Genomic DNA, 21,357 nt, shown 5'->3' with positions numbered 1-21,357 from the left:
AAGTTATTGACTCCTGGGTGATCGTTTTCCTATGCTCTGCGGACATGGAGCCGATCCAGCAAGACCCCGACCTGTCCGCATACCTGGCCGCCGACGAGGCCATCGACCACGACCACCCCCTGGTGCGGAAGACGGCTGCCCGTCTCGCCATGGGGGTGGTCGACTCGTATGACTATGCGCGAGCGGCGTTCGAATACGTCCGCGACACCGTTCCGCACTCACAGGACGCCGACGACCCGCGCGTCACCTGGCGCGCCTCCGACGTCCTGGAGCAGCGCACCGGCATCTGCTACGCCAAGGCCCACGCCCTGGCCGCACTGCTGCGCGCCGAGGACATCCCGACGGCGCTCTGCTATCAGCGGCTGACGTACGACGGCGGTGCGGGGCACTGCGTACACGGCCTGGTCGCCGTACGCTTCAACGGCGCCTGGCACCGCCAGGACCCGCGCGGCAACAAACCGGGCGTGGACGCGCACTTCTCACTGGACGGGGAGCGCCTGGCCTTCGTGCCGGACGCCGCGGCGGGGGAGCGGGACTACCCGACGCTGTACGCGACACCGCACCCCGCCGTGTTGGACGCGCTCAGGGCCGCCCCTGACCGGCCGCACCTCTGGAGGACGCTCCCCGCCGCCCTCTGAGGGCGCGTCAGCGGGCCTCGGCCTCGCGGACCTGCTCCGGCGTCGGGGCCGTGCCGCCCAGGTGTGCGGGCATCCACCAGGTGTCGTCCGGCCCCTTGGGGCGGACCGGGTAGGCGCGCTGCGCGGCTTCGAGCAGCTCCTGCACCCGCTCACGCAGCTGCCGGGTGATGGCGCCGGCGTACTTGTCCTTGGAGGCCTCGAGGGCCTCGCCGACCCGGATCGTGATCGGGATGTGGCTGCGCTTGAAGTTGCGCGGGTGGCCCTTGGTCCACAGCCGCTGCGTGCCCCACACGGCCATCGGGATCAGCGGGACGCCCGCCTCCTGGGCCAGCCGGGCGGCGCCCGACTTGAAGCTCTTCAGGGTGAACGACTGCGAGATCGTGGCCTCGGGGAAGACCCCGATGATCTCGCCGGAGCGCAGCGAGTCCAGCGCGTGAGCGTAGGCCGCCTCACCCTGCTTGCGGTCCACCGGGATGTGCCGCATGTTCCGCATCAGCGGGCCGGAGATCTTGTGCCGGAACACCGACTCCTTGGCCATGAACCGCACCAGACGCTTCTGCGGGAGCGCCGCCAGGCCGTCGAAGATGAAGTCCAGATAGCTGATGTGGTTGCTCACCAGGACCGCACCGCCCGAGCGCGGGATGTTCTCCGAACCCTTGCAGTCGATCTTCAGGTCCCAGGCCTTGAACAACGTCTGGGCGAGACCGATGGCGGGACGGTAGGCGAGCTCAGCCATGGACGGGGTGGACCCTTCTCTCTGCTCTGCCTGGGAAGGGATTCCCGGCGGGAAGTTACGCAGCCGTAGGTTTACGGCATCTCGCAGATCGTGCCCCAAGAACGCACGAGTAGCCAGTCCTCGCGCCCGCGAACGGCGAGATTCTTGTCACGTCGCCTCCCCGAGCCGCCATCCGTGTTCGCCCCACCGGTCCTTACCTCGCCCTTACTTCACCCTCACCTCGTCCTTACTGGACGCGTACGGCGACACGGCGCGCGAGCAGATAGACCTCGCACCCGAGGCAGTACCCGAACACCGCGTTCAGGAAGGCTGCCGCGAGCGCCGCCCCGGTCGCCGCCAACCCCAGCCACTCGGGGCCGAGCGTGTAACCGATCAAACCGGTTACCGCGAAGACCAGCCCCACGGCCTGGGCGAAGCGCGGCGGCTGGGGAGCCTCGAACTCCGCCGGCGCCCCGATCCGCGGTCGGACCGCCGTGCGGAACACCCAGCCGTACGGTGAACGCCCCACCCCGCCCGCCGCGCCCAGCGCGAACGCCAGCGTCTGCCAGGCCAACAGCCAGGCGCTGCCGGTGATCAGCACGAGTGCCAGCACCACGGTCGTCACAGCCGCCCCGAAGCGCGGCCCCCTCACATCGATGTCCATGACGCAAGCATTCCGCAGGCCAATCTTTTCGGGGAGCCGGGAATCTTTGCAGTCTCGTGAACGCTGCACCACGCTGTGACCGGACTTGTGGTGTGTGCTGTGGTGCTCGCGGCGGCGAGCGCCTACGGAGTGCTGCATCAGCGGCGGAGCGGGAGAGTCAGGGTGCGCGGGCGGGACGGCGAGAAACGGCTCGGCGCGGCGGAGTTGGGAGAGGGGCTCGGTGAACGGGCCACGCTCGTCCAGTTCTCCAGCGCCTTCTGCGCGCCTTGCCGGGCGACCAGGAGGGTCCTCGCAGAGGTGGCCGGAGTGGTCCCCGGGGTCGCCCATGTGGAGATCGACGCCGAGGAGCATCTCGACCTCGTCCGCCGGCTCGACATCCTCAAGACGCCGACCGTGCTCGTGCTCGACGCGGACGGCCGGATCGTACGGCGGGCCACGGGGCAGCCCCGCAAGGCGGACGTCATCGCCGCGCTCGGCGAGGCCGTGTGAACACTCCGTGCGGCCGAGCGGAGCCGAACGACGGTTCAGGGGGTGACTTGTGACGCATCTTCCGGATTCCGGAACACGCTTGACTGTACGCCTCACCTATCGTCAACCTGACCGTATGCCCCAGGAACTCCTTCTCTTCGAGCGCGTCCATGTGGACCTGGTCCGCACGGCGAGTTCGCGCTGTCCGGGCTCTTGAGCAGCCACGGACCTCGTCGACTCCAGCAGAAGGACAACTCCATGACGACCATCTCCGGCCTCGGTTCGCCCCGGCTCGCCTCCCCCGAACTCCTGCGCTCCGTCTTCCGGCAGCACGCGGCCGGTGTGGCGGTGATCACGGCGCGGGGCGCCACCGGTCCTGTCGGTTTCACCGCCACCTCGCTCACCTCGGTCTCCGCCGAGCCCCCGATGCTGTCGTTCGGCATCGGCACCGGCGCCTCGAGCTGGCCGGTGATCTCCGAGGCCGACCACGTCGGCGTGCACATACTCGGCGAGCATCAGCAGGAGCTGGCCGCCACCTTCGCCCGCAGCGGCGCCGACCGCTTCGGCGCGCCCACCGGATGGCGCAGTGGGCCCGAGGGAGTTCCCGTCCTCGATGACGTGCTCGCGTGGCTGGTCTGCCGGGTCGTGGCGCGCGTCCCCGCGGGCGACCACCGCATCGTCCTTGCCGAGGTCGTCCTCGGCGATCCGTCGGGTCCCGGGCGTCCACTGCTGTATCACCAGGGGCGGTTCAGCGGTCTGCGCGACTGAAACCGACGATTGGTTACACAGGGTTGCCTACCTCACAGTTCAAAGCGCTTGCTTAGCGGGCACGAAGTGCGGGAGCGTAGACGTCGTACTGGCGAGTAATATTCGTTCGGAGCGCAGGTCGCCCCGATCGGGATCGGCCGCTTCAGGCGCCTATGCTGCCTGCAAGAAGGCAGCCCGGAAATGACGATGCAGTAGGAGAGCCGGCGTGAGCTTGAGGATCGTTGTCACTGTGAAGTACGTGCCCGACGCCACCGGCGACCGGCACTTCGCCGATGACCTGACCGTCGACCGTGACGACGTGGACGGTCTGCTCTCCGAGTTGGACGAGTACGCGGTCGAGCAGGCGCTGCAGATCGCCGACGAGGCCGACGATGCCGAGATCACCGTGCTGACCGTGGGTCCCGAGGACGCCAAGGACGCGCTGCGCAAGGCGCTGTCGATGGGCGCCGACAAGGCGATCCACGTGGAGGACGACGACCTGCACGGCACGGACGCGATCGGTACGTCGCTGGTGCTGGCCAAGGCGATCGAGAAGGCCGGCTACGACCTGGTGATCTCCGGCATGGCGTCCACCGACGGTACCGGCGGTATCGTCCCGGCGCTGGTCGCCGAGCGTCTGGGTGTCCCCCAGGTGACCCTGCTGTCCGAGGTCTCCGTCGAGGACGGCGTGGTCAAGGGCCGTCGGGACGGTGACGCGGCGTCGGAGCGGCTGGAGGCGTCCCTGCCGGCGGTCGTGTCGGTCACCGACCAGTCGGGCGAGGCGCGTTACCCCTCCTTCAAGGGCATCATGGCGGCGAAGAAGAAGCCGGTGGCATCCTGGGACCTGTCCGACCTCGACATCGAGGCCGAGGAAGTCGGTCTGGAGGGCGCCTGGACGGCCGTCGACTCCGCGGCCGAGCGCCCGGCGCGTACCGCCGGGACGATCGTCAAGGACGAGGGCGAGGGCGGCAAGCAGCTCGCCGAGTTCCTCGCGAGCCAGAAGTTCATCTAAGGGTCGGCGGGCCCCGGGCATCGCGCCTGCCGGGCCCCGACCCCTTCACCGCCCCTCAGGCTTCTCAGACTTCGCAATCCGCAGGAGAGCATTCCCATGGCTGAAGTTCTCGTCTACGTCGACCACGTGGACGGTGCCGTCCGCAAGCCCACCCTGGAGCTGCTGACCCTGGCCCGCCGCATCGGCGAGCCCGTCGCCGTCGCGCTCGGCAACGGCGCCGCCGACACCGCCGCCGCGCTCGCCGAGCACGGCGCGACCCGCGTCCTGACCCACGACGCCGCCGAGTACGCCGACTACCTCGTCGTCCCCAAGGTCGACGCCCTCCAGGCCGCCGTCGAGGCCGTCTCCCCGGCCGCCGTCCTCGTCCCCTCCTCCGCCGAGGGCAAGGAGATCGCCGCCCGCCTCGCCCTGCGCATCGGCTCCGGCATCATCACCGACGCCGTCGACCTCGAAGCCGGCGACTCCGGCCCCGTGGCCACCCAGTCGGTGTTCGCCGCCTCCTTCACCACCAAGACCCGTGTCTCCAAGGGCACCCCGGTCATCACGGTCAAGCCCAACTCCGCCGCCGTCGAGGCCGCCCCGGCCGCCGGCGCGGTCGAGGCGCTGGAGGTGACCTTCGGGGCGCTGGCCACCGGCACCAAGGTCACCGCCCGCACCCCGCGCGAGTCCACCGGACGCCCGGAGCTGACCGAGGCCGCGATCGTCGTCTCCGGCGGCCGCGGCGTCAACGGCACCGAGAACTTCGCGATCATCGAGGCACTCGCCGACTCCCTCGGCGCGGCCGTCGGCGCCTCGCGCGCCGCGGTGGACGCCGGCTGGTACCCGCACACCAACCAGGTCGGCCAGACCGGCAAGTCCGTCTCCCCGCAGCTGTACATCGCCAACGGCATCTCCGGCGCCATCCAGCACCGCGCCGGCATGCAGACCTCCAAGACCATCGTCGCCGTCAACAAGGACGCCGAAGCCCCCATCTTCGACCTCGTCGACTACGGCGTCGTCGGCGACCTCTTCGACGTCGTCCCCCAGCTCACCGAAGAGATCAACACCCGCAAGGGCTGACCCTCCACCGAGCGCCCGAGGCCCCCACGACCGCACGAACGGTCGTGGGGGCCTCGGCTCATCCCAGGGTCAGCGAGGCCTGTACCGGCAGATGGTCGCTCGGATACATCCCGTCCAGCGAGAACGTGTTCATCGCCGCCCAATGGGCCTTCACCCCGGGCGTGGTGAGGATCCAGTCGATGCGTCTGCCGTCCGGCTTCAGCGGCTTGTAGCCGTGGTACGTCCCGTACGCCGGGCTGCGCGAGCCCGCCTCGTCCCACGCGTCCACCAGACCGGCGTCCAGCATCAGGTCGTAGACCGGGTTGTCGTGGGCGGCCGCGTTGAAGTCGCCGGTGACGATCACCGGTAGCGCCCGGTCGAACCCGGCGATCGTCTCGCCGATGAGCTCCGCGGCGCGCTCACGGGCGTACTGGCTGACGCTGTCCAGATGGGTGTTGAGGACATAGAACTCCCGCTCCCCGTCGGCGAGATCGGCGAACCGCACCCAGGTCACCATGCGCAGCCAGTCCGCGCCCCAGGTGTTGGAGGCGATCGTGTACGGGGTGTCGGACAGCCAGAAGTGGTCGTACTCGATCGGGGCCAGCCGCCGGGTGTCGTAGAAGATCGCCATGAACTCGTCCTTGCTGCCGCCCCCGCGACCGGTGCCGATCCAGTCGTAGTGCCCGCCGAGATCCTGCTCGATCATGCGCAGCTGCTGGTAGAGCCCCTCCTGGGTGCCGATGATGTGCGGTCGCTGCCGACGCAGCAGTTCCCGCATCACCGGGCGGCGTACCGCCCAGGTCGGTGTGCTGTCGACGGTGGTCGCGAAGCGCAGATTGAACGTCATGACGCTCAGGGCCCCCGTGTACTCACCGGCGGCGGCCGGTAGTGACGACCCCGCCGTGGTCAGCAGTGGCCCGGCGATGGCGGCGGCAGCGGCGCTCTTGAGCCCCTGCCGTCGCGACAGTCTCGCGGCGTTCGGCACGCGGTCTCCTCCCCTTGGGAGTCAGGATGAAGGGTGCGTAGTGAATACGGAAGAAGGAGGTGAGTCAGCAGTGACCTGGGGGGAAGCATGGGGAATCCCACTTCGAGACGGTGTTGACCGCCGGGAAGATCGACGCTTAGCTTCGGTATACGGATTATTGATTCCGTAGTACGGAAAAAGCGTGAAGTATTGTTCGGGAAGCGGAGGGTGTGGAATGGGGCAGGGTCGTCAGGAGAACGTGGTGACGAGTCTCGCGGGCGCCGTGAGCGAGGAGATCAGCGCGTCCCTCGTCCCCGTCGACGCCGAGCTGGAGCGCCGCTACCCGGGAGACCCCGGCACCCGCCAGCCCGTCCACACCGTCTACGTCCCCGGTGACGACTTCACCGCCGACACCCTGCGCACCTGGGGCGACCGTGCGCTCACCGCCCTCGACGAGCACGCCCCCGACGCCGCCTCCTTCGCCGCCGTCCTCGGTCTGAGCGACGGTCTCGCCGAGCCGGTGTACTCCCGCGTCCGCGCGAAGCTGGAGCGCGAGCCCATCGAGGACCTGCGCGTCGACTTCGAGGACGGATACGGCCCGCGCCCCGACGCCGAGGAGGACGAGACGGCCGCCCGCGCGGCCCGGCTGATCGCGGAGGCGTACGCGAAGGGCACGGCCGCCCCGTACATGGGCATCCGCATGAAGTGCATGGAGGCGCCGGTCCGGGACCGGGGCATCCGTACGCTCGACATCTTCCTGACCGGCCTGATGGAGGCGGGCGGACTGCCCGACGGGCTGGTCCTTACCCTGCCCAAGGTGACGTACGCCGAGCAGGTCACGGCGATGGTCCGGTTGCTGGAGGCCTTCGAGAAGGCGTGGGGCCTCACGCCGGGCCGGATCGGCTTCGAGATCCAGATCGAGACCAGCCAGTCCATCCTCGCCGCCGACGGCACCGCCACCGTCGCCCGCATGATCGACGCCGCCGAGGGCCGCGCCACCGGACTGCACTACGGCACCTTCGACTACAGCGCCTGCCTCGGCGTCTCCGCCGCCTACCAGGCCAGCGACCACCCGGCCGCCGACCACGCCAAGGCGATCATGCAGGTCGCGGCGGCGGGCACGGGCGTACGCGTCTCGGACGGCTCGACCAACGTTCTCCCCGTCGGTACGACGGAGAAGGTCCACGACGCCTGGCGACTGCACTACGGCCTGACGCGACGGGCGCTGGCCCGCGCCTACTACCAGGGCTGGGACATGCACCCCGGCCACATCCCCACCCGCTACGCCGCCGTCTTCGCCTTCTACCGCGAGGGCTACGAACAGGCCGCCGCCCGCCTCGCCCGCTACGCCAGCCGCGCCGGTGGCGACGTCATGGACGAGCCCGCCACCGCCAAGGCCCTCAGCGGCTACCTTCTGCGTGGCCTCGACTGCGGCGCCCTCGACATCGACGAGGTGACCAGGGCGACGACCGGCCTGACCCGCACCGAACTGGAAGGCTTCGCGGCGCCCCGCAGGGCGGATCTGACGATCTCCGGGCAGTGAGGGGAGCGGGGTAAGTAGCGGTCCTGTGACAGCAGTTGTCGCCGGTCCGGCGCGTCCCGCCGGGCATCGTAGGCTGTACGCCCACCCATCGGTGTGTCACAGGAACGGGGCGTAGGTGTCTTCGGGGGCGAACGAACAGGCGGACGGTGTCGGGCGGTTGCTCGCCGGGCGGTACCGGGTCGTGGAGCAGCTCGGACGCGGCGGGATGGGGGTCGTCTGGCGGGCCGTGGACGAGGTGCTCCACCGAGAGGTCGCCGTCAAGGAACTGCGCACCTACACGGACGCGGCCGGGCCCGAACTGGCCGACCTGGGGCTGCGGATGCAGCGTGAGGCCAGGGCCGCCGCCCGCGTCCGGCACCCCGGGGTCGTCGCCGTGCACGACGTGGCCGAGATCGACGGCCGCCCGCTGATCGTCATGGAGCTGGTCGACGGCCCGTCCCTCGACGACGTCCTGCGCGACCGCGGCCTGCTCGACCCGCGCGAGGCCGCCGCCATCGGCGCCAAGGTCATGGAAGCCCTTGCCGCCGCCCACCGGGTCGGCGTACTCCACCGCGACGTCAAGCCCGGCAACATCCTCCTCGACAGCTCCGGCCGCGTCGTCCTCACCGACTTCGGTATCGCCACGATGGAGAACCCCGGCGACGGCTCGGCCACCCATCTGACCCGCAGCGGTGAACTCGTCGGGTCCCTCGACTACTTGGCCCCCGAGCGCGCTCAGGGCCACGACCCCGGCCCCGCCTCCGACGTCTGGGCCCTCGGCGCCACCCTGTACGCGGCCGTCGAGGGAGCGTCCCCGTTCCGGCGCACGTCGACCTGGTCGACGCTGACCGCGATCGTGGCCGAGCCGTTGCCGGAGCCGCAGCGGTCGGGCCCGCTGGGACCCGTACTGCGGCAGCTGTTGGACAAGAGGCCGGAGGGCCGCCCCGACGCCGTCCGGGCACGCGAGCTGCTGGAGGCCGTGGCGGCCGGGGCAGCTGCCGACCCGGACACTCCGTCGCCGGAGGCGGGCGTTGCCCCGATCCCGCCGAGGGAGGAGACCGAGCGGAGCGTTCCGTCGGTGCCACCGGGGTTCGGACCGGCCGGGCCGAGTACCGGGGGTGCGCACTTCGGACCCGCGCCGGTCGTCGGCGGAGCCGGGGCGTCTCAGCCTGCGGCTCCCGCCTCAGGCGCCGTCACCACCGTGTCCGCCCCGGACACGCCCCGCCGCAAGGGCCGTGCCCTGCTCGCCGGCGTGGCCGTCACCGTCGTCCTCGCGGCCGTCGGCGTGACCGTCGCGCTGCTCGACAACGGCGACGGCGCCAGGACGGGTGCCGGGTCCTCAACCGACGACAGCGCCGCCCCCTCCAAGGGCCCCAGCCGAGGCTCGGTCGATCTCTCCGACGACTCCGACACCACGGACAAGGGCGACAAGAAGTCCCCGAGCCCCAGCGAGAAGGCCGACAAGGACGACGGGACGGACACCGACGCGACCGACTCCCCGTCGAAGGGCGCCGACGGCGATACCACGGGCGGCGGTTCGGGCGGCTCGGACGACGACTCGGGCGGTTCCTCCGGGGGATCGAGCAGCGGAGGTTCGACCGGCGGCGGCGAGTCCACCCCCGAACCCTCCTGCTTCTCCATCGGCGGAGCCAAATACAACTGCACGGTCTGGACCACGGCCAAGTCGTACACCGCCTCCGGCACCGAGGTCGGCGTCCTCAACGCGGGCACCAACTACTTCTACTGCCAGCAGAACCTGGGCCGCCGAGAAACCTCCGGCAAGTGGACCAACGTCTGGTGGGCCAAGACCGACGACGACAGCGGCAACACCGATGTGTTCGTCAGCGTCGTCTACATCAAGGGCGGCGGCAACGACGAGCCGGTGCCCGGACTCCCCGTCTGCTGAGACCGTACGTAGGGTTCGAGCCCGGATGCCGTCGTCCACTTGTGCTCGCCGAACAGGCGCGTTCCACGGGCGCATCGTTCACGGTCGCCGCGTGCCCGGGCGCAGAAGTCGTCGGGGGTGACGCCGAAGAGTTCCCTCAACTCCGGTGAACCGGTGAGGAGTTCGGTGAGCAGCGCCCGCTCGCCGGGGTGCGGGCGCGGTGTCGCGTCGCCGTTGTGCAGGACGCCTCGCCGGTTGACGTAGACGCACACGTCGCCGTCGAGGACCTCGCCCGGCCCCAGCTCGACGCGGAACTCGGCGGCGGGCAGCACGGCACGGTCGAACGGACCCGTAGGTGAGTCGATCCCCTCGCTGGCGTCGACGACGGCGAGCTGGGCCGCGTCCAGCCATGTGACGAAGAGATCGCGGGTGACACCGGGGGCGTGGAAGGGCGAGGCGGAGACGTATCCCACGACGCTCACGTGGGCGGAGACGCCGATCTCGATGCCGGTGACCCGGGCCCTGACCATGGGGATCCGGCACGCCACGCCGTGCTCCGCCATCTTGTGCACGAGCTGCGCGGGGCAGGCGTTGGAGCCGACGGCGAGGACGGGGACGCGGTCCTCGAACACGAGCCGGTCCAGCGGCAGGAGCCGGTTGCCGTCCAGCAGCGCGGACTCCTCGGGCCAGGCGCCCGGATAGCTCAGTGGGTCGTCGCGGGGCGCCAGGGCGAGGCCGAGCGCTTCGAGCGTACGGGGATCGGTGGCCGCCAACGATCAGTCCGCAGGCGGGAGTTCGCCCGAGCCACGGGCGATCAGCCGGGTCGGGAGCTCGATGCGCTCAGGGGTGTCGAGGGTGCCGTCCAACTGCCCGAAGAGGCGCTCGGCCGCCTTGCGGCCCAGCTGGGCGGCGTCCTGCGCGACGACCGTGACGCCCGGCCGGAGCAGATCGGCCAGCTCGAAGTCGTCGAAGCCGACGAGGGCGACCCGGCGGGTGTGCTCCGCCAGTACCCGTACGACCGTGACCGTCACGCGGTTGTTGGCCGCGAAGACCGCCGTGACGGGCGTGGGGCCGGAGAGCATCGCCTCGGCCGCCCGGCGGACCCGCTCGGGGTCGGTGACGCCCAGCGACATCCACGCGTCCTCGACCGGGATGCCGGCGTCCTCCATCGCCGCCCGGTAGCCGCGCAGCCGCTCGGCCGCGGTGTGGATGCGTGGCATGTCGCCGATGAAGCCGATGCGGCGATGGCCGTGGGCGATGAGGTGCGCGACGCCGTCGCGGGCCCCGCCGAAGTTGTCCGACAGCACGACGTCGGCGTCGATCCGCCCCGCCGGGCGGTCCAGGAACACCGTGGCGACACCCGCCCTGATCTCGGGCTCCAGATAGCGGTGGTCGTCACCGGCCGGGATGATCAGCAGCCCGTCCACCCGGCGCGCGCACAGCGCCAGCGCCAACTCCTGCTCCCGGTCCGGGTCCTCGGCGCTGGACCCGTTGATCAGCAGCGAGCCGTGGGCACGGGACACCTCCTCCACCGCCCGGCTGAGCGGACCGTAGAACGGATCGGCGAGGTCCTCCAGGACCAGGCCGATGCTGGCTGTGCGGCCCTTGCGCAGCACCCGCGCGCTGTCGTTGCGCCGGAAGCCGAGCGCGTCTATCGCCTCTTGGACCCGGCGCTCGGTGTCCGGGGTGACACCCGGCTCGCCGTTCACCACCCGGGAGACCGTCTTCAGGCCTACTCCGGCCCGGGCCGCCACGTCCTTCATCGTGGGACGGTTGCCGTAACGGTTCCGGTCCTGGCGGGCGATGCGATGGGCGGTCTCTGGCACGATGCGCTGTCCTGTCCTGTGGGCCACGGGGCGTTGTCGCTGATGCCGCGTGGGGCGGCGGGTGTGCCGCCGCGGCGGGCGGTGCCATGGGGGGTGCCGGGCGATGCCGGTGGCGGTGTGTCGGTTTCGTACGGCTGTGGAGGATGTGGCGTCGAGCATAGAGCCTGGACAACGTTGTCACAGTGGGGAGAGACTGTCCATCGCATTCTCCGGCCTGCACCCCCACCAGGCGAGCGTCACGCTGCCGTTTTCTGGACCAGGCCTGCGTCATGCCGCCCGTCGCCCGGTCGGGGATCCGGGCACCTGCCTCCGGGCCCGGTAGGACACTCGTAGCGGGAGAACCGAAACTGATGCAGACCGACCTCGTGGCCGCGCTCGACATCGGCGGCACCAAGATCGCCGGGGCGCTGGTGGACGGCCACGGCCGGATCCTGGTGCGCGCGCAGCGCCCCACGCCCGCTCGGGAGGACGGCGACACCGTGATGCGGGCCGTCGAGGAGGTGCTCGCCGAGCTGACGGCCACCCCGCAGTGGAGCGCGGTGACGGTGATCGGCATCGGCAGCGCGGGTCCGGTGGACGCCTCCACGGGCACGGTGAGCCCGGTGAATGTGCCCGGCTGGCGTGCGTTCCCCCTGGTAGAGCGGGTCCGGGCGGTCACCGGCGGACTGCCCGTCGAGCTGATCGGCGACGGCGTGGCCATCACGGCCGCCGAGCACTGGCAGGGCGCGGCCCGGGGCCACGACAACGCGCTGTGCATGGTGGTGTCGACGGGCGTCGGGGGCGGTCTGGTCCTCGGTGGACGGCTCCACGCGGGCCCCACCGGCAACGCCGGTCACATCGGTCACATCTGTGTGGACCTCGACGGCGACCCCTGCCCCTGCGGTTCCCGGGGCTGTGTGGAGGGCATCGCGAGCGGCCCCAACATCGCTCGCCGGGCCCTGGCGGGCGGCTGGCGGCCCGGCCCCGACGGCGACACCTCGGCCGCGGCGGTGGCCGCCGCCGCGCGTGCCGGTGACCCGGTCGCCGTGGCCTCCTTCGAGCGCGCCGCGCAGGCCCTCGCCGCCGGTATCGCCGCGACCGCGACCCTCGTCGAGATCGACATCGCGGTCGTCGGCGGGGGAGTCGGCAAGGCGGGCGAGGTCCTCTTCGCCCCGCTGCGCACCGCGCTGAAGAGCTACGCCACGCTGTCGTTCGTACGCGGGCTGACCGTGGTGCCCGCCGAGATGGGCACGGACGCGGGGCTGGTGGGCGCGGCAGCGGCGGCGCTGGCACGCCGGGGGAGCGCGTCGGGGGCGGGGGTGGGGTAGGGCGCGGCCCGGTGGGGGCTTGTCGCGCAGTTCCCCGCGTCCCTTCGGGCACCAGGAACTGCGCGAGAAGCTGATCGAACCCGCGCCCGCCAACGAACCCCGTCCACCCGAGCGGATCGGGAATCGGCCGTGACCCCTTGCCCCGTCGGGCAGTTGAGGGGGGCATGAAGAAGCGCAGCATGCTTGCCATCGCCTCCCTCGCCACCGGTTTCGTCGTCGCGGCCATCACGCCGTCGCACGGTCTCGAAGCCGACGACACGCTCGGCAAGACCGACGCCCTGAGCAAACTGGACGTCGAGGGCACCCTCGGGACCCTCGACACGACGGTCGCCGGCGACAGCCTCGCCGGCGCCGACGACGTTCTGGGTGGCAAGGACGACAAGGGTGCCAAGGGTGCCAAGGCCGGTCAGGACGGCAAGAAGGGCCAGGAGGGCCGGGAGGGCTAGGTCGGCCGCGAAGGCCGAGGGCCACGGACACAGCACGGCGGGTTCCCCACCGGTCTTCCGACCGGAAGGGGAACCCGCCGTCGCGTATGTGTCTCTATCAGGTGTGATGCGTCCGCTCGTCAGCGGCTGGTTTCCGTGGCAGGGTGCGGGGCAAGCCTCTGGGGGTCAACAGAAGAGGGGGAACCGTGATCGTCTGGATCAACGGTGCGTTCGGTGCGGGGAAGTCCACCACCGCACGGGAACTGATCGACCTGATCCCGAACAGCACGCTCTTCGACCCCGAGGTCATCGGCGGCGCACTGACACACATGCTGCCGGCCAAACGCCTCGCAGAGGTCGGCGACTTCCAGGACCTGCCGAGCTGGCGACGGCTCGTGATCGACACCGCGGCCGCGCTGCTCGCCGAGATGGGCGGCACCCTCGTGGTCCCCATGACCCTGCTCCGGCAGGACTACCGCGACGAGATCTTCGGCGGCCTCGCCGCACGCCGCATACCCGTACGGCATCTGCTCCTCGCCCCGGCCGAAACGATACTGCGTGAGCGAATAGCCGGGCGGGACGTCCCGCCCGACCTCCCCGACGGCGAGATGCGCGTGCGGCAATGGGCGTACGACCACATCGCTCCCTACCGCGCCGCGCTCGGCGGATGGCTCACCGCCGACGCCCACCTCGTCGACACCAGCACCCTCACCCCGTACGAGACGGCGTGCCGTATCGCAGACGCCGTACGCACCGACTCCGTGCCCGTCTGCGACATCGTGCAGACGCCCGAACCCACCTCCGAGACCCTCGCCGCCGGGGTCCTGCTCTTCGACGAGCGGGACCGGGTGCTGCTCGTCGATCCGACGTACAAGGCCGGCTGGGAGTTCCCCGGCGGAGTCGTGGAGTCGGGCGAGGCGCCCGCGCGGGCCGGCATGCGCGAGGTGATGGAGGAGACCGGCATACGGCTCGACGCCGTACCCCGGCTCCTCGTCGTCGACTGGGAACCGCCCGCACCACCCGGCTACGGCGGCCTCCGCCTCCTCTACGACGGCGGGCACCTCGACACCGCCGGGGAGCAACGCCCGGTGCTGCCCGGCCCCGAACTGCGCGACTGGCGGTTCGTCACCGAGGAGGAGGCAGCCGACCTGCTGCCGCCCGTGCGCTACGAGCGGCTCAGGTGGGCGCTCAGGGCCCGGGAGCGGGGTGCCGCGCTGTACCTGGAGGCCGGGATACCGGTCTAGGGCTGGTCCAGGGCCTGTCTCACCCTTCCCGTCGTCGCCCGGAGGGCGGCCTCGCGCCCGCCGGGCGCAGACCCTGGTACTGGCTGTATGAGGGTCTGCGCCCGGTGCGGCGCGTGGGGGCATCTCCCGCGCACTTGAGGCAGTGGGGAGCGTGCACGGCGTCGCGGGGCGGACGGGAACGGTGAGGCACGCCCTGGCCCCCCGTCACACGTACGTCAGCTCGCCGCGTAGTTGCGCAGGAACAGGGCCTCCGTCACCGACAGCCGCTCCAACTCCTCCGGTGACACGCTTTCGTTGACCGCGTGGATCTGGGCCTCGGGCTCGCTCAGGCCGATGAGGAGGATCTCCGCGTCCGGGTACAGGGACGCGAGGGTGTTGCACAGCGGGATGGAGCCGCCCTGGCCCGCGTACTGCATCTCCTGGCCCGGGTACGCGACGGCCATGGCCGCGGCCATGGCACCGTACGCCGGGCTGGAGGTGTCGGCGCGGAAAGCCTGGCCCTGGCCGATCTGCTCGCAGGCCACCTGGGCGCCCCACGGCACATGGGCCTCCAGGTGGGCCTGGAGCAGCTTGTTCGCCTCGCCCGCGTCCACGCCCGGCGGCACCCGCAGGCTGACCAGGGCGCGGGCGCTCGCCTGCACCGACGGGGTCGCGCCGATCACCGGCGGGCAGTCGATGCCGAGGACGGTGACCGCCGGGCGCGCCCAGATACGGTCCGCGACCGTGCCCGAACCGATCAGCTCCACACCGTCGAGGACCTTGGCGTCCTGGCGGAACTGCTCGTCGGCGTACTGCAGGCCGTCCCACGCGGTGTCGCCCGCGAGGCCGTCGACCGTCGTCGAACCGTCCTCGGCGCGCAGCGAGTCCAGTACGCGGATCAGCGCGGCCAGGGCGTCGGGGGCCGCGCCGCCGAACTGGCCCGAGTGCAGGTTGCCCGCGAGGGTGTCGACCTTGACGCGCAGGAGGGTCATACCGCGCAGGGTCGAGGTGACCGTCGGCAGGCCGACCCGGAAGTTGCCCGCGTCGCCGATCACGATCGTGTCGGCGGCCAGCAGTTCGGGGTGCTGCTCGGCGTAACGCTCCAGGCCGCCCGTGCCCATCTCCTCCGAGCCCTCGGCGATCACCTTGACGTGGACCGGGACCCCGCCGTTCGCCTTGAGCGCCCGCAGCGCGAGCAGGTGCATGATCACCCCGCCCTTGCAGTCGGCCGCGCCGCGCCCGTACCAGCGGCCGTTGCGCTCGGTCAGCTCGAACGGCGGCGAGACCCAGGCGGCCTCGTCCAGCGGGGGCTGCACGTCGTAGTGCGCGTACAGCAGGACCGTCTTCGCGCCCTCGGGGCCGGGCAGGTAGCCGTACACGGACTGGGTGCCGTCGGGGGTGTCGAGCAGGGACACGTCCTCGAAGCCCTCGGCGGTGAGCGCGTCGGCGACCCAGCGGGCGGCACCCTCGCTCTCGCTCCTCGGGAACTGGTCGAAGTCCGCCACCGACCTGAACGCCACCAGTTCGGTGAGTTCCCGCTTCGCCCTGGGCATCAGCGAGGCGACGGTCTCGGCGACCGGATTCGACGACATGGGCACGCTCCTCGTGGGTGCGACATTGTCCTTCTGGGACGTACTCGGGTAAGTGGTCGCACACGCCTCTACCCGTGTTCGGTGTAGGACGCATACGCTGCTGATCCTCCCACAGCGGTCCGCGGCGACACCCGCCGTAGGATGCGGGGGACAGGTGCGGCAGGCGGCTGGATCGGGAGCAGTAGACCATCGTGAGCAGCGAGAACTCTTCGGCGGACGACGTGCAGCGGGTGTGGGACGTCGTCGTGGTGGGCGCGGGACCCGCGGGAGCTTCGGCGGCCTACGCGGCCGCGGTCGCGGGACGCAGTGTCCTGTTGCTGGAGAAGGCGGAGCTGCCGCGCTACAAGACATGCGGCGGCGGCATCATCGGCCCTTCCCGCGACGCGCTGCCACCAGGCTTCGAGCTGCCGTTCAGAGACCGCATCCACGCGATCACCTTCTCGCTCGACGGCCGGTACGCGCGCACGCGCAAGTCCAAGCAGATGCTGTTCGGGCTGATCAACCGCGCCGAGTTCGACCACCAGCTCGTCGAGCACGCCCAGAAGGCGGGCGCCGAACTCCGTACGGGAGTCACGGTCTCGCGCGTCGAGCAGCACGGCTCCGCGGTGCCGGACCGGCGCACGGTCGCCGTCGTCCTGCAGGGCGGCGAGACGCTGCTCGCGCGGGCCGTCGTCGGCGCGGACGGCAGCGCCAGCCGCATAGGAGCGCATGTCGGGGTGAAGCTCGACCAGGTCGACCTCGGTCTGGAGGCGGAGATCCCCGTGCCGGAGACCGTCGCCGAGGACTGGAAGGGACGCGTCCTCATCGACTGGGGGCCGATGCCCGGCAGTTACGGGTGGGTCTTCCCCAAGGGGGACACGTTGACCGTCGGCGTGATCTCCGCCCGTGGCGAAGGCGCCGCCACCAAGCGGTACCTGGAGGACTACATCGGGCGCCTCGGCCTCGCCGGGTTCGAGCCGAGCATCTCCTCCGGGCACTTGACGCGCTGCCGGGCCGACGACTCGCCGCTGTCGCGGGGGCGGGTGCTGGTGTGCGGTGACGCGGCGGGGCTGCTGGAACCGTGGACCCGTGAGGGCATTTCGTTCGCGCTGCGCTCGGGGCGGCTGGCGGGGGAGTGGGCCGTCCGGATCGCCGAGGCGCACGACGCGGTGGACACCCGCCGCCAGGCCCTGAACTACGCGTTCGCGGTCAAGGCGGGGCTCGGCGTCGAGATGAGTGTCGGCAAGAAGCTGCTGGTCGCGTTCGAGCGGCGGCCCGGTCTGTTCCACGCGGCACTGACCGGGTTCCGGCCCGCGTGGCGGGCCTTCATGGACATCACGCGCGGCTCCACGTCACTGGGCGAGATCGTCCGCACGCATCCGATGGCGGCGCGTGCGTTGACGGCGATCGACCGGTAGGCGTCCCGGACCATCCCAGACCATCCCAGACCATCCCTGACCGGTCCGGACCGTTGTCGCCAGGGGCTGAGCCCGGGCATGAGCCTGGGCCGGGCCCCTACTGGACGGTGATCCGGAAGACCGGGTGCTTGTGCGCGGCGGCGAGCAGCTCCTCGTCGCTGGAGTCGGCCGTGACGTCACCGAAGAAGCGGCCCACCTCCCAGCCCCACTTCTTGAGGTACGTACGCAGGATGACGGGCTTCTCGGCGTCGGGCAGTTCGACCGCCGTGAACTCCTGGACCCGGCGGCCCAGCTTGAGCTGTCCGCCGCCGGCCGCCCGCATGTTCCGCACCCACTCGGAGTGGCCGCGCGCCGAGACGAGGTAGGGGCCGCCCTCGTAGGGGAGCGGGTTGACGGGCAGCCGGCGCCATTCGCCGCTCTTGCGGCCGCGCACGGAGAGCTCGGCCGTGCCGAGGAGGCTCACGCCTCGGCGGGCGAGCCAGCCGATGAAGTTGTTCAGGGCGCGGTCGAAGGGGTTGGACTTGATGTAGTGGGTCGACGACATGGGGGTCCTCCCAAAGTTCTGGTCAGGGCAGCTGTGGGCCGGGTTTGAGAGAGCGGTGCTCGCTTTTGTGAGCACCGCTCTCGCTTGAGAGCAGTGTGCACGGGATCGGTGCCACAAAGCAAGAGCAGTGCTCTCGTTTTGGATTGCTGCTCTCGTTTGTGTGCGGTGCTCTCTGTCTGTGGCACACTCTGTGGCATGAGCACCGCACGAGGAGCCCGCGCCCGCGCCCGGATCGAGGTCACCGCAGCCATCAAGGACGAGGCGCGCAAGCAGCTGGCGGCCGAGGGCGCGGCCAAGCTGTCGCTGCGCGCGGTCGCGCGTGAGCTGGGCATGGTCTCCTCCGCGCTGTACCGGTACTTCCCCAACCGTGACGAGCTGCTGACCGCTCTGATCATCGACGCCTTCGACTCGGTGGGCGAGGCCGCCGAGGCGGCGTACGCCGACGCGGCTGGTGAGAGCCCTGCGCGGCAGTGGCTCGCGGTGTGCGAGGCCGTGCGGGAGTGGGCGCTCGCGCGGCCGCACGAATACGCGCTGATCTACGGCTCGCCCGTGCCCGGATACACCGCGCCCGACACGACCGTCCCGGCCGCGTCCCGGGTCGGGCTGCTGTTCATCGCGATCGTGCGCGACGCCTACCGGGACAAGGGCGTGGCCCAGTGGAAGCTGCCCGCCGAACTCCGGCCCGAGGCGCGGCGGATGGCCGAGGACCTCGCGCCCGATCTGCCGCCGGAGGTGATGGTCGTGCTCGTCGGGGCGTGGGCGCAGCTGTACGGGCTGATCAACTTCGAGGTGTTCGGGCAGTTCAACCGGGTGGTCGAGGACCGGGGGACGTTCTTCCGGCACGCGGCCGGCCAACTAGCCCACCACGTCGGCCTGGTGTATCCGCAGTCCGATGCGAAGGCGCGGACAGCGGGGTCGTGACCGGTACGGCGTACTTCGCGGGGAGTACGTGTGATCACCTCGCTCGGGTGACGCCGTGGCCGGTGCGCGGCGTCTAGCGTGGCCGTCATGGCAGAGCAGGGCGCGGACGAGGGTGCCTCCCCGGAGCGGGGCCGTTCCCGGGCATGGTGGCGGTCGTCCCCGGTGCGAGGCGGTCCCTCATGGCGAGGGTGGCACGGCGGGCCGCCGTGGTGGAACCGGCCCGACGGGGAGGAGCCGCGCTGGCCCTGGCGCTCGACGCTGGTTCTCACCGTGGTCGTCATGGTGGGCTCGAACGCCGCGGCAGGCCTCCAGGAAGGCGAACGGGCCTCGCTCGAACCCTTCGCCCGCCTTCTCCTGCTTCTCGGTGCCGTGCTGCTGCTGTGGCGCCGGAAGTACCCGGTGCAGGTCGCCTTCGGTACGGCCGCGACCGCCATGGTGTATCTGGGCGCCGGGTATCCCTACGGGCCGGTGTTCCTCACCGTCGCCCTCGGCGTATTCAGCGCGGTCGTCGCCGGGCACCGCGGGGCCGCGTGGACGGCGATGGGCGCGTTCTGGGCCGGGCACGTGCTCGTGGCGCACTGGCTGTACCGGTGGCTGCCGCCTGCCGGGGACGACGCGGCCGACTGGGGGCAGGAGGTCGTCGTGGTCACCTGGGTCGTGGCGATCGTCGCTTTCTCGGAGCTGGCCCGCGCCCGGCGCGAGCAGTGGGCCCGGGACCGTGCCGAGCGCGCCCAGGCGGCCCGGCGGCGTGCCGATGAGGAAAGGCTGCGGATCGCCCGTGAACTGCACGACGTGCTCGCCCACAGCATCTCGGTGATCAACGTCCAGGCGGGCGTCGGCCTCGCCCTCCTCGACTCCGACCCCGAACAGGCGCGCACCGCGCTCACCACCATCAAGGCGGCCAGCAAGGAGGCCCTGGGCGAGGTCCGCCAGGTCCTCGACACCCTGCGCACACCCGGTGACGCGCCGCGCGCGCCGGCCCCCGGACTCGCCCGCCTTCCCGAGCTGGTGGAGCAGGCGGCGGGCGCGGGCCTCACGGTGGAGGTCGAGGGCACCGCCGCCGCACTTCCGCCCGGTACCGACCTCGCCGCCTTCCGTATCGTCCAGGAGGCCCTCACCAACGTCGTACGCCACTCGGGATCACGGCACGCGCGCGTGCGGCTCGAACGCGGCGAGGGTGAGGGGGGTGGCGAGCTGCGGCTGCGGATCGACGACGACGGGCCCGCGACCGGCGCCGACGCGGGCGGCAGCGGCAATGGTCTGGCCGGAATGCGGGAGCGGGTGGCCGCTCTCGGTGGCACGATCGAGGCGGGGCCGCGTGCCGACGGCGGGTTCCGGGTGCTGGCCGTACTGCCGGTACGGGCGTCCCGCGAGGCCGAGGAGGACCGGTGATCCGCGTACTGCTCGCCGACGACCAGTCACTGGTGAGGGCGGGGTTCAAGGCGCTGCTCGACGCGCAGCCCGACATCGAGGTGGCCGGCGAGGCCGCCGACGGCGAGGAGGCGCTGCGCAGGGTGCGCGAACTGCGCCCGGACGTCGTCCTCATGGACATCCGCATGCCCCACCTCGACGGCCTGGCCGCGACCCGGCGCATCACCGGCGACAAGAACCTCGAAGGCGTCAGGGTCGTCATGCTGACGACCTTCGAGCTCGACGAGTACGTCTTCGAGGCGATCCGCTCCGGCGCGTCGGGCTTCCTGGTCAAGGACACCGAGCCGGAGGAACTCGTGCGCGCGGTACGGGCGGTGGTGGAGGGCGACGCGCTGCTCTCGCCGGGGGTGACCCGGCGGCTGATCTCGGAGTTCGCGGCCCGCTCCAAGGAGCCCGAGGCCGCCGTGTCGCTCACCGAACTCACCGAGCGGGAACGGGAGGTGATGGCCCTCGTCGGCATCGGTCTGTCCAACGACGAGATCGCCCGCCGACTCGTCGTCAGCCCGCTGACCGCCAAGACCCACGTCAGCCGCACGATGGTGAAGCTCGGCGCCCGCGACCGCGCCCAACTCGTCGTGCTGGCCTACGAGTCGGGGTTGGTCCGGCCGGGCTGGCTGGGCTGAGCGGACTTCGCGAAACGGATCATCACGGCCACGAAGCGGACGACGAACAGCACGGCCGCCGCGTAGCCCCCGAGGTGGACGAGCAGCCGTTCGGCGAGGCCGGGCAGTGCGAAGAGCAGCGCAGGCCCGGCCAGGACGCCGAACAGCAGGGCCGCCGCGAACGCCGCGCTGAAGAACGCGTAACCGATCTCCACGGTCATCGCGTCCTGATCGGCTTTGGTGCGCCGGTTTCTGCCGCCCGAGACGTGCGGTGTTCCCCCGTTGTTGGTCATGTACCGAGTCAAACAGTCGTGCGCCCGGCGGGCAAGGCAGCCCGCCGAGTGCATGCGTAGGGGCGTTCCCTGACACCCCCACGCGGCCCTTGGCCTCCTCTGCGCACTCTGGCATGGATCAATCGGAATCGCGCCAGAAGTCC

Annotated in this window: 22 protein-coding genes; 14 read left to right on the top strand and 8 right to left on the bottom strand. The window is 71.3% G+C overall.

Features of this window, described 5'->3' with window-relative positions:
- The first annotated feature begins 44 nt into the window (after positions 1 to 44).
- On the top strand, positions 45 to 638 hold the full coding sequence (locus SGFS_RS07315; protein WP_286248641.1) for a transglutaminase domain-containing protein: 594 nt from the start codon (positions 45 to 47) through the stop codon (positions 636 to 638).
- Between the two features lie 7 nt (positions 639 to 645).
- Here SGFS_RS07315 and SGFS_RS07310 read toward each other — a convergent pair whose 3' ends face one another.
- Both SGFS_RS07310 and SGFS_RS07305 read right to left on the bottom strand, forming a co-directional pair.
- Positions 646 to 1,374: a lysophospholipid acyltransferase family protein gene (locus SGFS_RS07310; protein WP_286248639.1), complete on the bottom strand. Its 729-nt coding sequence runs from the start codon at positions 1,372 to 1,374 to the stop codon at positions 646 to 648.
- A 226-nt stretch (positions 1,375 to 1,600) separates the two neighbouring features.
- Positions 1,601 to 2,017 (bottom strand): DUF4395 domain-containing protein, encoded by a 417-nt coding sequence (locus tag SGFS_RS07305; RefSeq protein ID WP_286248638.1) that lies wholly within the window; start codon positions 2,015 to 2,017, stop codon positions 1,601 to 1,603.
- A gap of 75 nt (positions 2,018 to 2,092) precedes the next feature.
- Here SGFS_RS07305 and SGFS_RS07300 point away from each other — a divergent pair, with 75 nt between their 5' ends.
- The 4 genes from SGFS_RS07300 (at position 2,093) to SGFS_RS07285 (ending at position 5,303) form a co-directional block, all read left to right on the top strand.
- The gene (locus tag SGFS_RS07300; RefSeq protein WP_286248636.1) at positions 2,093 to 2,506 is read left to right on the top strand and encodes a thioredoxin family protein; all 414 of its coding nucleotides are present in this window, start codon (positions 2,093 to 2,095) and stop codon (positions 2,504 to 2,506) included.
- A gap of 237 nt (positions 2,507 to 2,743) precedes the next feature.
- A complete protein-coding gene (locus tag SGFS_RS07295; protein WP_286248635.1) occupies positions 2,744 to 3,253 on the top strand; it encodes a flavin reductase family protein in 510 nt (169 codons plus the stop codon).
- Positions 3,254 to 3,458: 205 nt separating this feature from the next.
- Entirely contained in the window at positions 3,459 to 4,244 is a 786-nt protein-coding gene (locus SGFS_RS07290) for an electron transfer flavoprotein subunit beta/FixA family protein (RefSeq protein WP_286248634.1), read from the top strand.
- A 96-nt stretch (positions 4,245 to 4,340) separates the two neighbouring features.
- Positions 4,341 to 5,303 (top strand): electron transfer flavoprotein subunit alpha/FixB family protein, encoded by a 963-nt coding sequence (locus tag SGFS_RS07285; protein WP_286248632.1) that lies wholly within the window; start codon positions 4,341 to 4,343, stop codon positions 5,301 to 5,303.
- A 58-nt stretch (positions 5,304 to 5,361) separates the two neighbouring features.
- Here the strand turns inward: SGFS_RS07285 and SGFS_RS07280 are convergent, their stop codons facing one another.
- Positions 5,362 to 6,267, bottom strand: coding sequence for an endonuclease/exonuclease/phosphatase family protein (locus tag SGFS_RS07280; protein WP_286248629.1), 906 nt, complete (start codon positions 6,265 to 6,267; stop codon positions 5,362 to 5,364).
- A 214-nt stretch (positions 6,268 to 6,481) separates the two neighbouring features.
- On the opposite strand from SGFS_RS07280, the gene SGFS_RS07275 reads away from it, so the two are divergent.
- On the top strand, positions 6,482 to 7,789 hold the full coding sequence (locus SGFS_RS07275; RefSeq protein ID WP_286248627.1) for a DUF6986 family protein: 1,308 nt from the start codon (positions 6,482 to 6,484) through the stop codon (positions 7,787 to 7,789).
- A 115-nt stretch (positions 7,790 to 7,904) separates the two neighbouring features.
- Entirely contained in the window at positions 7,905 to 9,674 is a 1,770-nt protein-coding gene (locus tag SGFS_RS07270) for a serine/threonine-protein kinase (protein ID WP_286248626.1), read from the top strand.
- On the opposite strand, the gene SGFS_RS07265 is transcribed toward SGFS_RS07270, so the two are convergent.
- Both SGFS_RS07265 and SGFS_RS07260 read right to left on the bottom strand, forming a co-directional pair.
- On the bottom strand, positions 9,620 to 10,426 hold the full coding sequence (locus SGFS_RS07265; protein WP_286248624.1) for a hypothetical protein: 807 nt from the start codon (positions 10,424 to 10,426) through the stop codon (positions 9,620 to 9,622). The two genes, SGFS_RS07270 and SGFS_RS07265, sit on opposite strands and share 55 nt — an antisense overlap.
- Positions 10,427 to 10,429: 3 nt before the next feature.
- Positions 10,430 to 11,479 carry a LacI family DNA-binding transcriptional regulator gene (locus SGFS_RS07260; protein WP_286248623.1) on the bottom strand — a complete coding sequence of 350 codons (1,050 nt, stop codon included), beginning with the start codon at positions 11,477 to 11,479 and terminating at the stop codon, positions 10,430 to 10,432.
- A gap of 350 nt (positions 11,480 to 11,829) precedes the next feature.
- On the opposite strand from SGFS_RS07260, the gene SGFS_RS07255 reads away from it, so the two are divergent.
- The 3 genes from SGFS_RS07255 to SGFS_RS07245 all read left to right on the top strand — a co-directional run bounded on the left by SGFS_RS07255 (position 11,830) and on the right by SGFS_RS07245 (position 14,455).
- On the top strand, positions 11,830 to 12,786 hold the full coding sequence (locus tag SGFS_RS07255; RefSeq protein ID WP_286248621.1) for an ROK family protein: 957 nt from the start codon (positions 11,830 to 11,832) through the stop codon (positions 12,784 to 12,786).
- 164 nt (positions 12,787 to 12,950) lie between these two features.
- A complete protein-coding gene (locus SGFS_RS07250) occupies positions 12,951 to 13,232 on the top strand; it encodes a hypothetical protein (RefSeq protein WP_286248619.1) in 282 nt (93 codons plus the stop codon).
- Positions 13,233 to 13,417: 185 nt separating this feature from the next.
- A complete protein-coding gene (locus tag SGFS_RS07245) occupies positions 13,418 to 14,455 on the top strand; it encodes an NUDIX hydrolase (protein WP_286248617.1) in 1,038 nt (345 codons plus the stop codon).
- Positions 14,456 to 14,670: 215 nt separating this feature from the next.
- Here SGFS_RS07245 and SGFS_RS07240 read toward each other — a convergent pair whose 3' ends face one another.
- A complete protein-coding gene (locus SGFS_RS07240; RefSeq protein WP_286248616.1) occupies positions 14,671 to 16,026 on the bottom strand; it encodes a dipeptidase in 1,356 nt (451 codons plus the stop codon).
- A gap of 191 nt (positions 16,027 to 16,217) precedes the next feature.
- Between SGFS_RS07240 and SGFS_RS07235 the strand changes: the two genes are divergently transcribed.
- On the top strand, positions 16,218 to 17,423 hold the full coding sequence (locus SGFS_RS07235; RefSeq protein ID WP_286248613.1) for a geranylgeranyl reductase family protein: 1,206 nt from the start codon (positions 16,218 to 16,220) through the stop codon (positions 17,421 to 17,423).
- Positions 17,424 to 17,520: 97 nt separating this feature from the next.
- Here the strand turns inward: SGFS_RS07235 and SGFS_RS07230 are convergent, their stop codons facing one another.
- Positions 17,521 to 17,967 carry a nitroreductase family deazaflavin-dependent oxidoreductase gene (locus SGFS_RS07230; protein ID WP_286248611.1) on the bottom strand — a complete coding sequence of 149 codons (447 nt, stop codon included), beginning with the start codon at positions 17,965 to 17,967 and terminating at the stop codon, positions 17,521 to 17,523.
- Between the two features lie 195 nt (positions 17,968 to 18,162).
- Here SGFS_RS07230 and SGFS_RS07225 point away from each other — a divergent pair, with 195 nt between their 5' ends.
- From SGFS_RS07225 to SGFS_RS07215, 3 genes are all read left to right on the top strand, one after another.
- Entirely contained in the window at positions 18,163 to 18,888 is a 726-nt protein-coding gene (locus SGFS_RS07225) for a TetR/AcrR family transcriptional regulator (protein ID WP_286248609.1), read from the top strand.
- 87 nt (positions 18,889 to 18,975) lie between these two features.
- On the top strand, positions 18,976 to 20,280 hold the full coding sequence (locus SGFS_RS07220) for a sensor histidine kinase (protein ID WP_286248607.1): 1,305 nt from the start codon (positions 18,976 to 18,978) through the stop codon (positions 20,278 to 20,280).
- Positions 20,277 to 20,942: a response regulator gene (locus SGFS_RS07215; RefSeq protein ID WP_286248605.1), complete on the top strand. Its 666-nt coding sequence runs from the start codon at positions 20,277 to 20,279 to the stop codon at positions 20,940 to 20,942. The genes SGFS_RS07220 and SGFS_RS07215 overlap by 4 nt, the downstream gene beginning before the upstream one ends.
- Here SGFS_RS07215 and SGFS_RS07210 read toward each other — a convergent pair.
- Positions 20,903 to 21,214, bottom strand: a complete 312-nt coding sequence (locus SGFS_RS07210; RefSeq protein ID WP_286248604.1) for a DUF6332 family protein — start codon at positions 21,212 to 21,214, stop codon at positions 20,903 to 20,905. The genes SGFS_RS07215 and SGFS_RS07210 overlap by 40 nt on opposite strands.
- Between the last annotated feature and the right edge of the window lie 143 nt (positions 21,215 to 21,357).

The organism is Streptomyces graminofaciens (assembly GCF_030294945.1).
GTDB lineage: Bacteria > Actinomycetota > Actinomycetes > Streptomycetales > Streptomycetaceae > Streptomyces > Streptomyces graminofaciens.
The sequence above is the reverse complement of the archived record's forward strand: the minus strand, read 5'-3'. Positions and strand labels throughout refer to the sequence as shown.

Excerpts from the sequence above, each read along its gene's own strand:
- SGFS_RS07315 (WP_286248641.1), top strand. The coding sequence starts at position 45 with ATGGAGCCGATCCAGCAAGACCCCGACCTGTCCGCATACCTGGCCGCC.
- SGFS_RS07310 (WP_286248639.1), bottom strand. The coding sequence starts at position 1,374 with ATGGCTGAGCTCGCCTACCGTCCCGCCATCGGTCTCGCCCAGACGTTG.
- SGFS_RS07305 (WP_286248638.1), bottom strand. The coding sequence starts at position 2,017 with ATGGACATCGATGTGAGGGGGCCGCGCTTCGGGGCGGCTGTGACGACC.
- SGFS_RS07295 (WP_286248635.1), top strand. The coding sequence starts at position 2,744 with ATGACGACCATCTCCGGCCTCGGTTCGCCCCGGCTCGCCTCCCCCGAA.
- SGFS_RS07285 (WP_286248632.1), top strand. The coding sequence starts at position 4,341 with ATGGCTGAAGTTCTCGTCTACGTCGACCACGTGGACGGTGCCGTCCGC.
- SGFS_RS07275 (WP_286248627.1), top strand. The coding sequence starts at position 6,482 with ATGGGGCAGGGTCGTCAGGAGAACGTGGTGACGAGTCTCGCGGGCGCC.
- SGFS_RS07255 (WP_286248621.1), top strand. The coding sequence starts at position 11,830 with ATGCAGACCGACCTCGTGGCCGCGCTCGACATCGGCGGCACCAAGATC.
- SGFS_RS07250 (WP_286248619.1), top strand. The coding sequence starts at position 12,951 with ATGAAGAAGCGCAGCATGCTTGCCATCGCCTCCCTCGCCACCGGTTTC.
- SGFS_RS07240 (WP_286248616.1), bottom strand. The coding sequence starts at position 16,026 with ATGTCGTCGAATCCGGTCGCCGAGACCGTCGCCTCGCTGATGCCCAGG.
- SGFS_RS07230 (WP_286248611.1), bottom strand. The coding sequence starts at position 17,967 with ATGTCGTCGACCCACTACATCAAGTCCAACCCCTTCGACCGCGCCCTG.
- SGFS_RS07225 (WP_286248609.1), top strand. The coding sequence starts at position 18,163 with ATGAGCACCGCACGAGGAGCCCGCGCCCGCGCCCGGATCGAGGTCACC.
- SGFS_RS07220 (WP_286248607.1), top strand. The coding sequence starts at position 18,976 with ATGGCAGAGCAGGGCGCGGACGAGGGTGCCTCCCCGGAGCGGGGCCGT.
- SGFS_RS07210 (WP_286248604.1), bottom strand. The coding sequence starts at position 21,214 with ATGACCAACAACGGGGGAACACCGCACGTCTCGGGCGGCAGAAACCGG.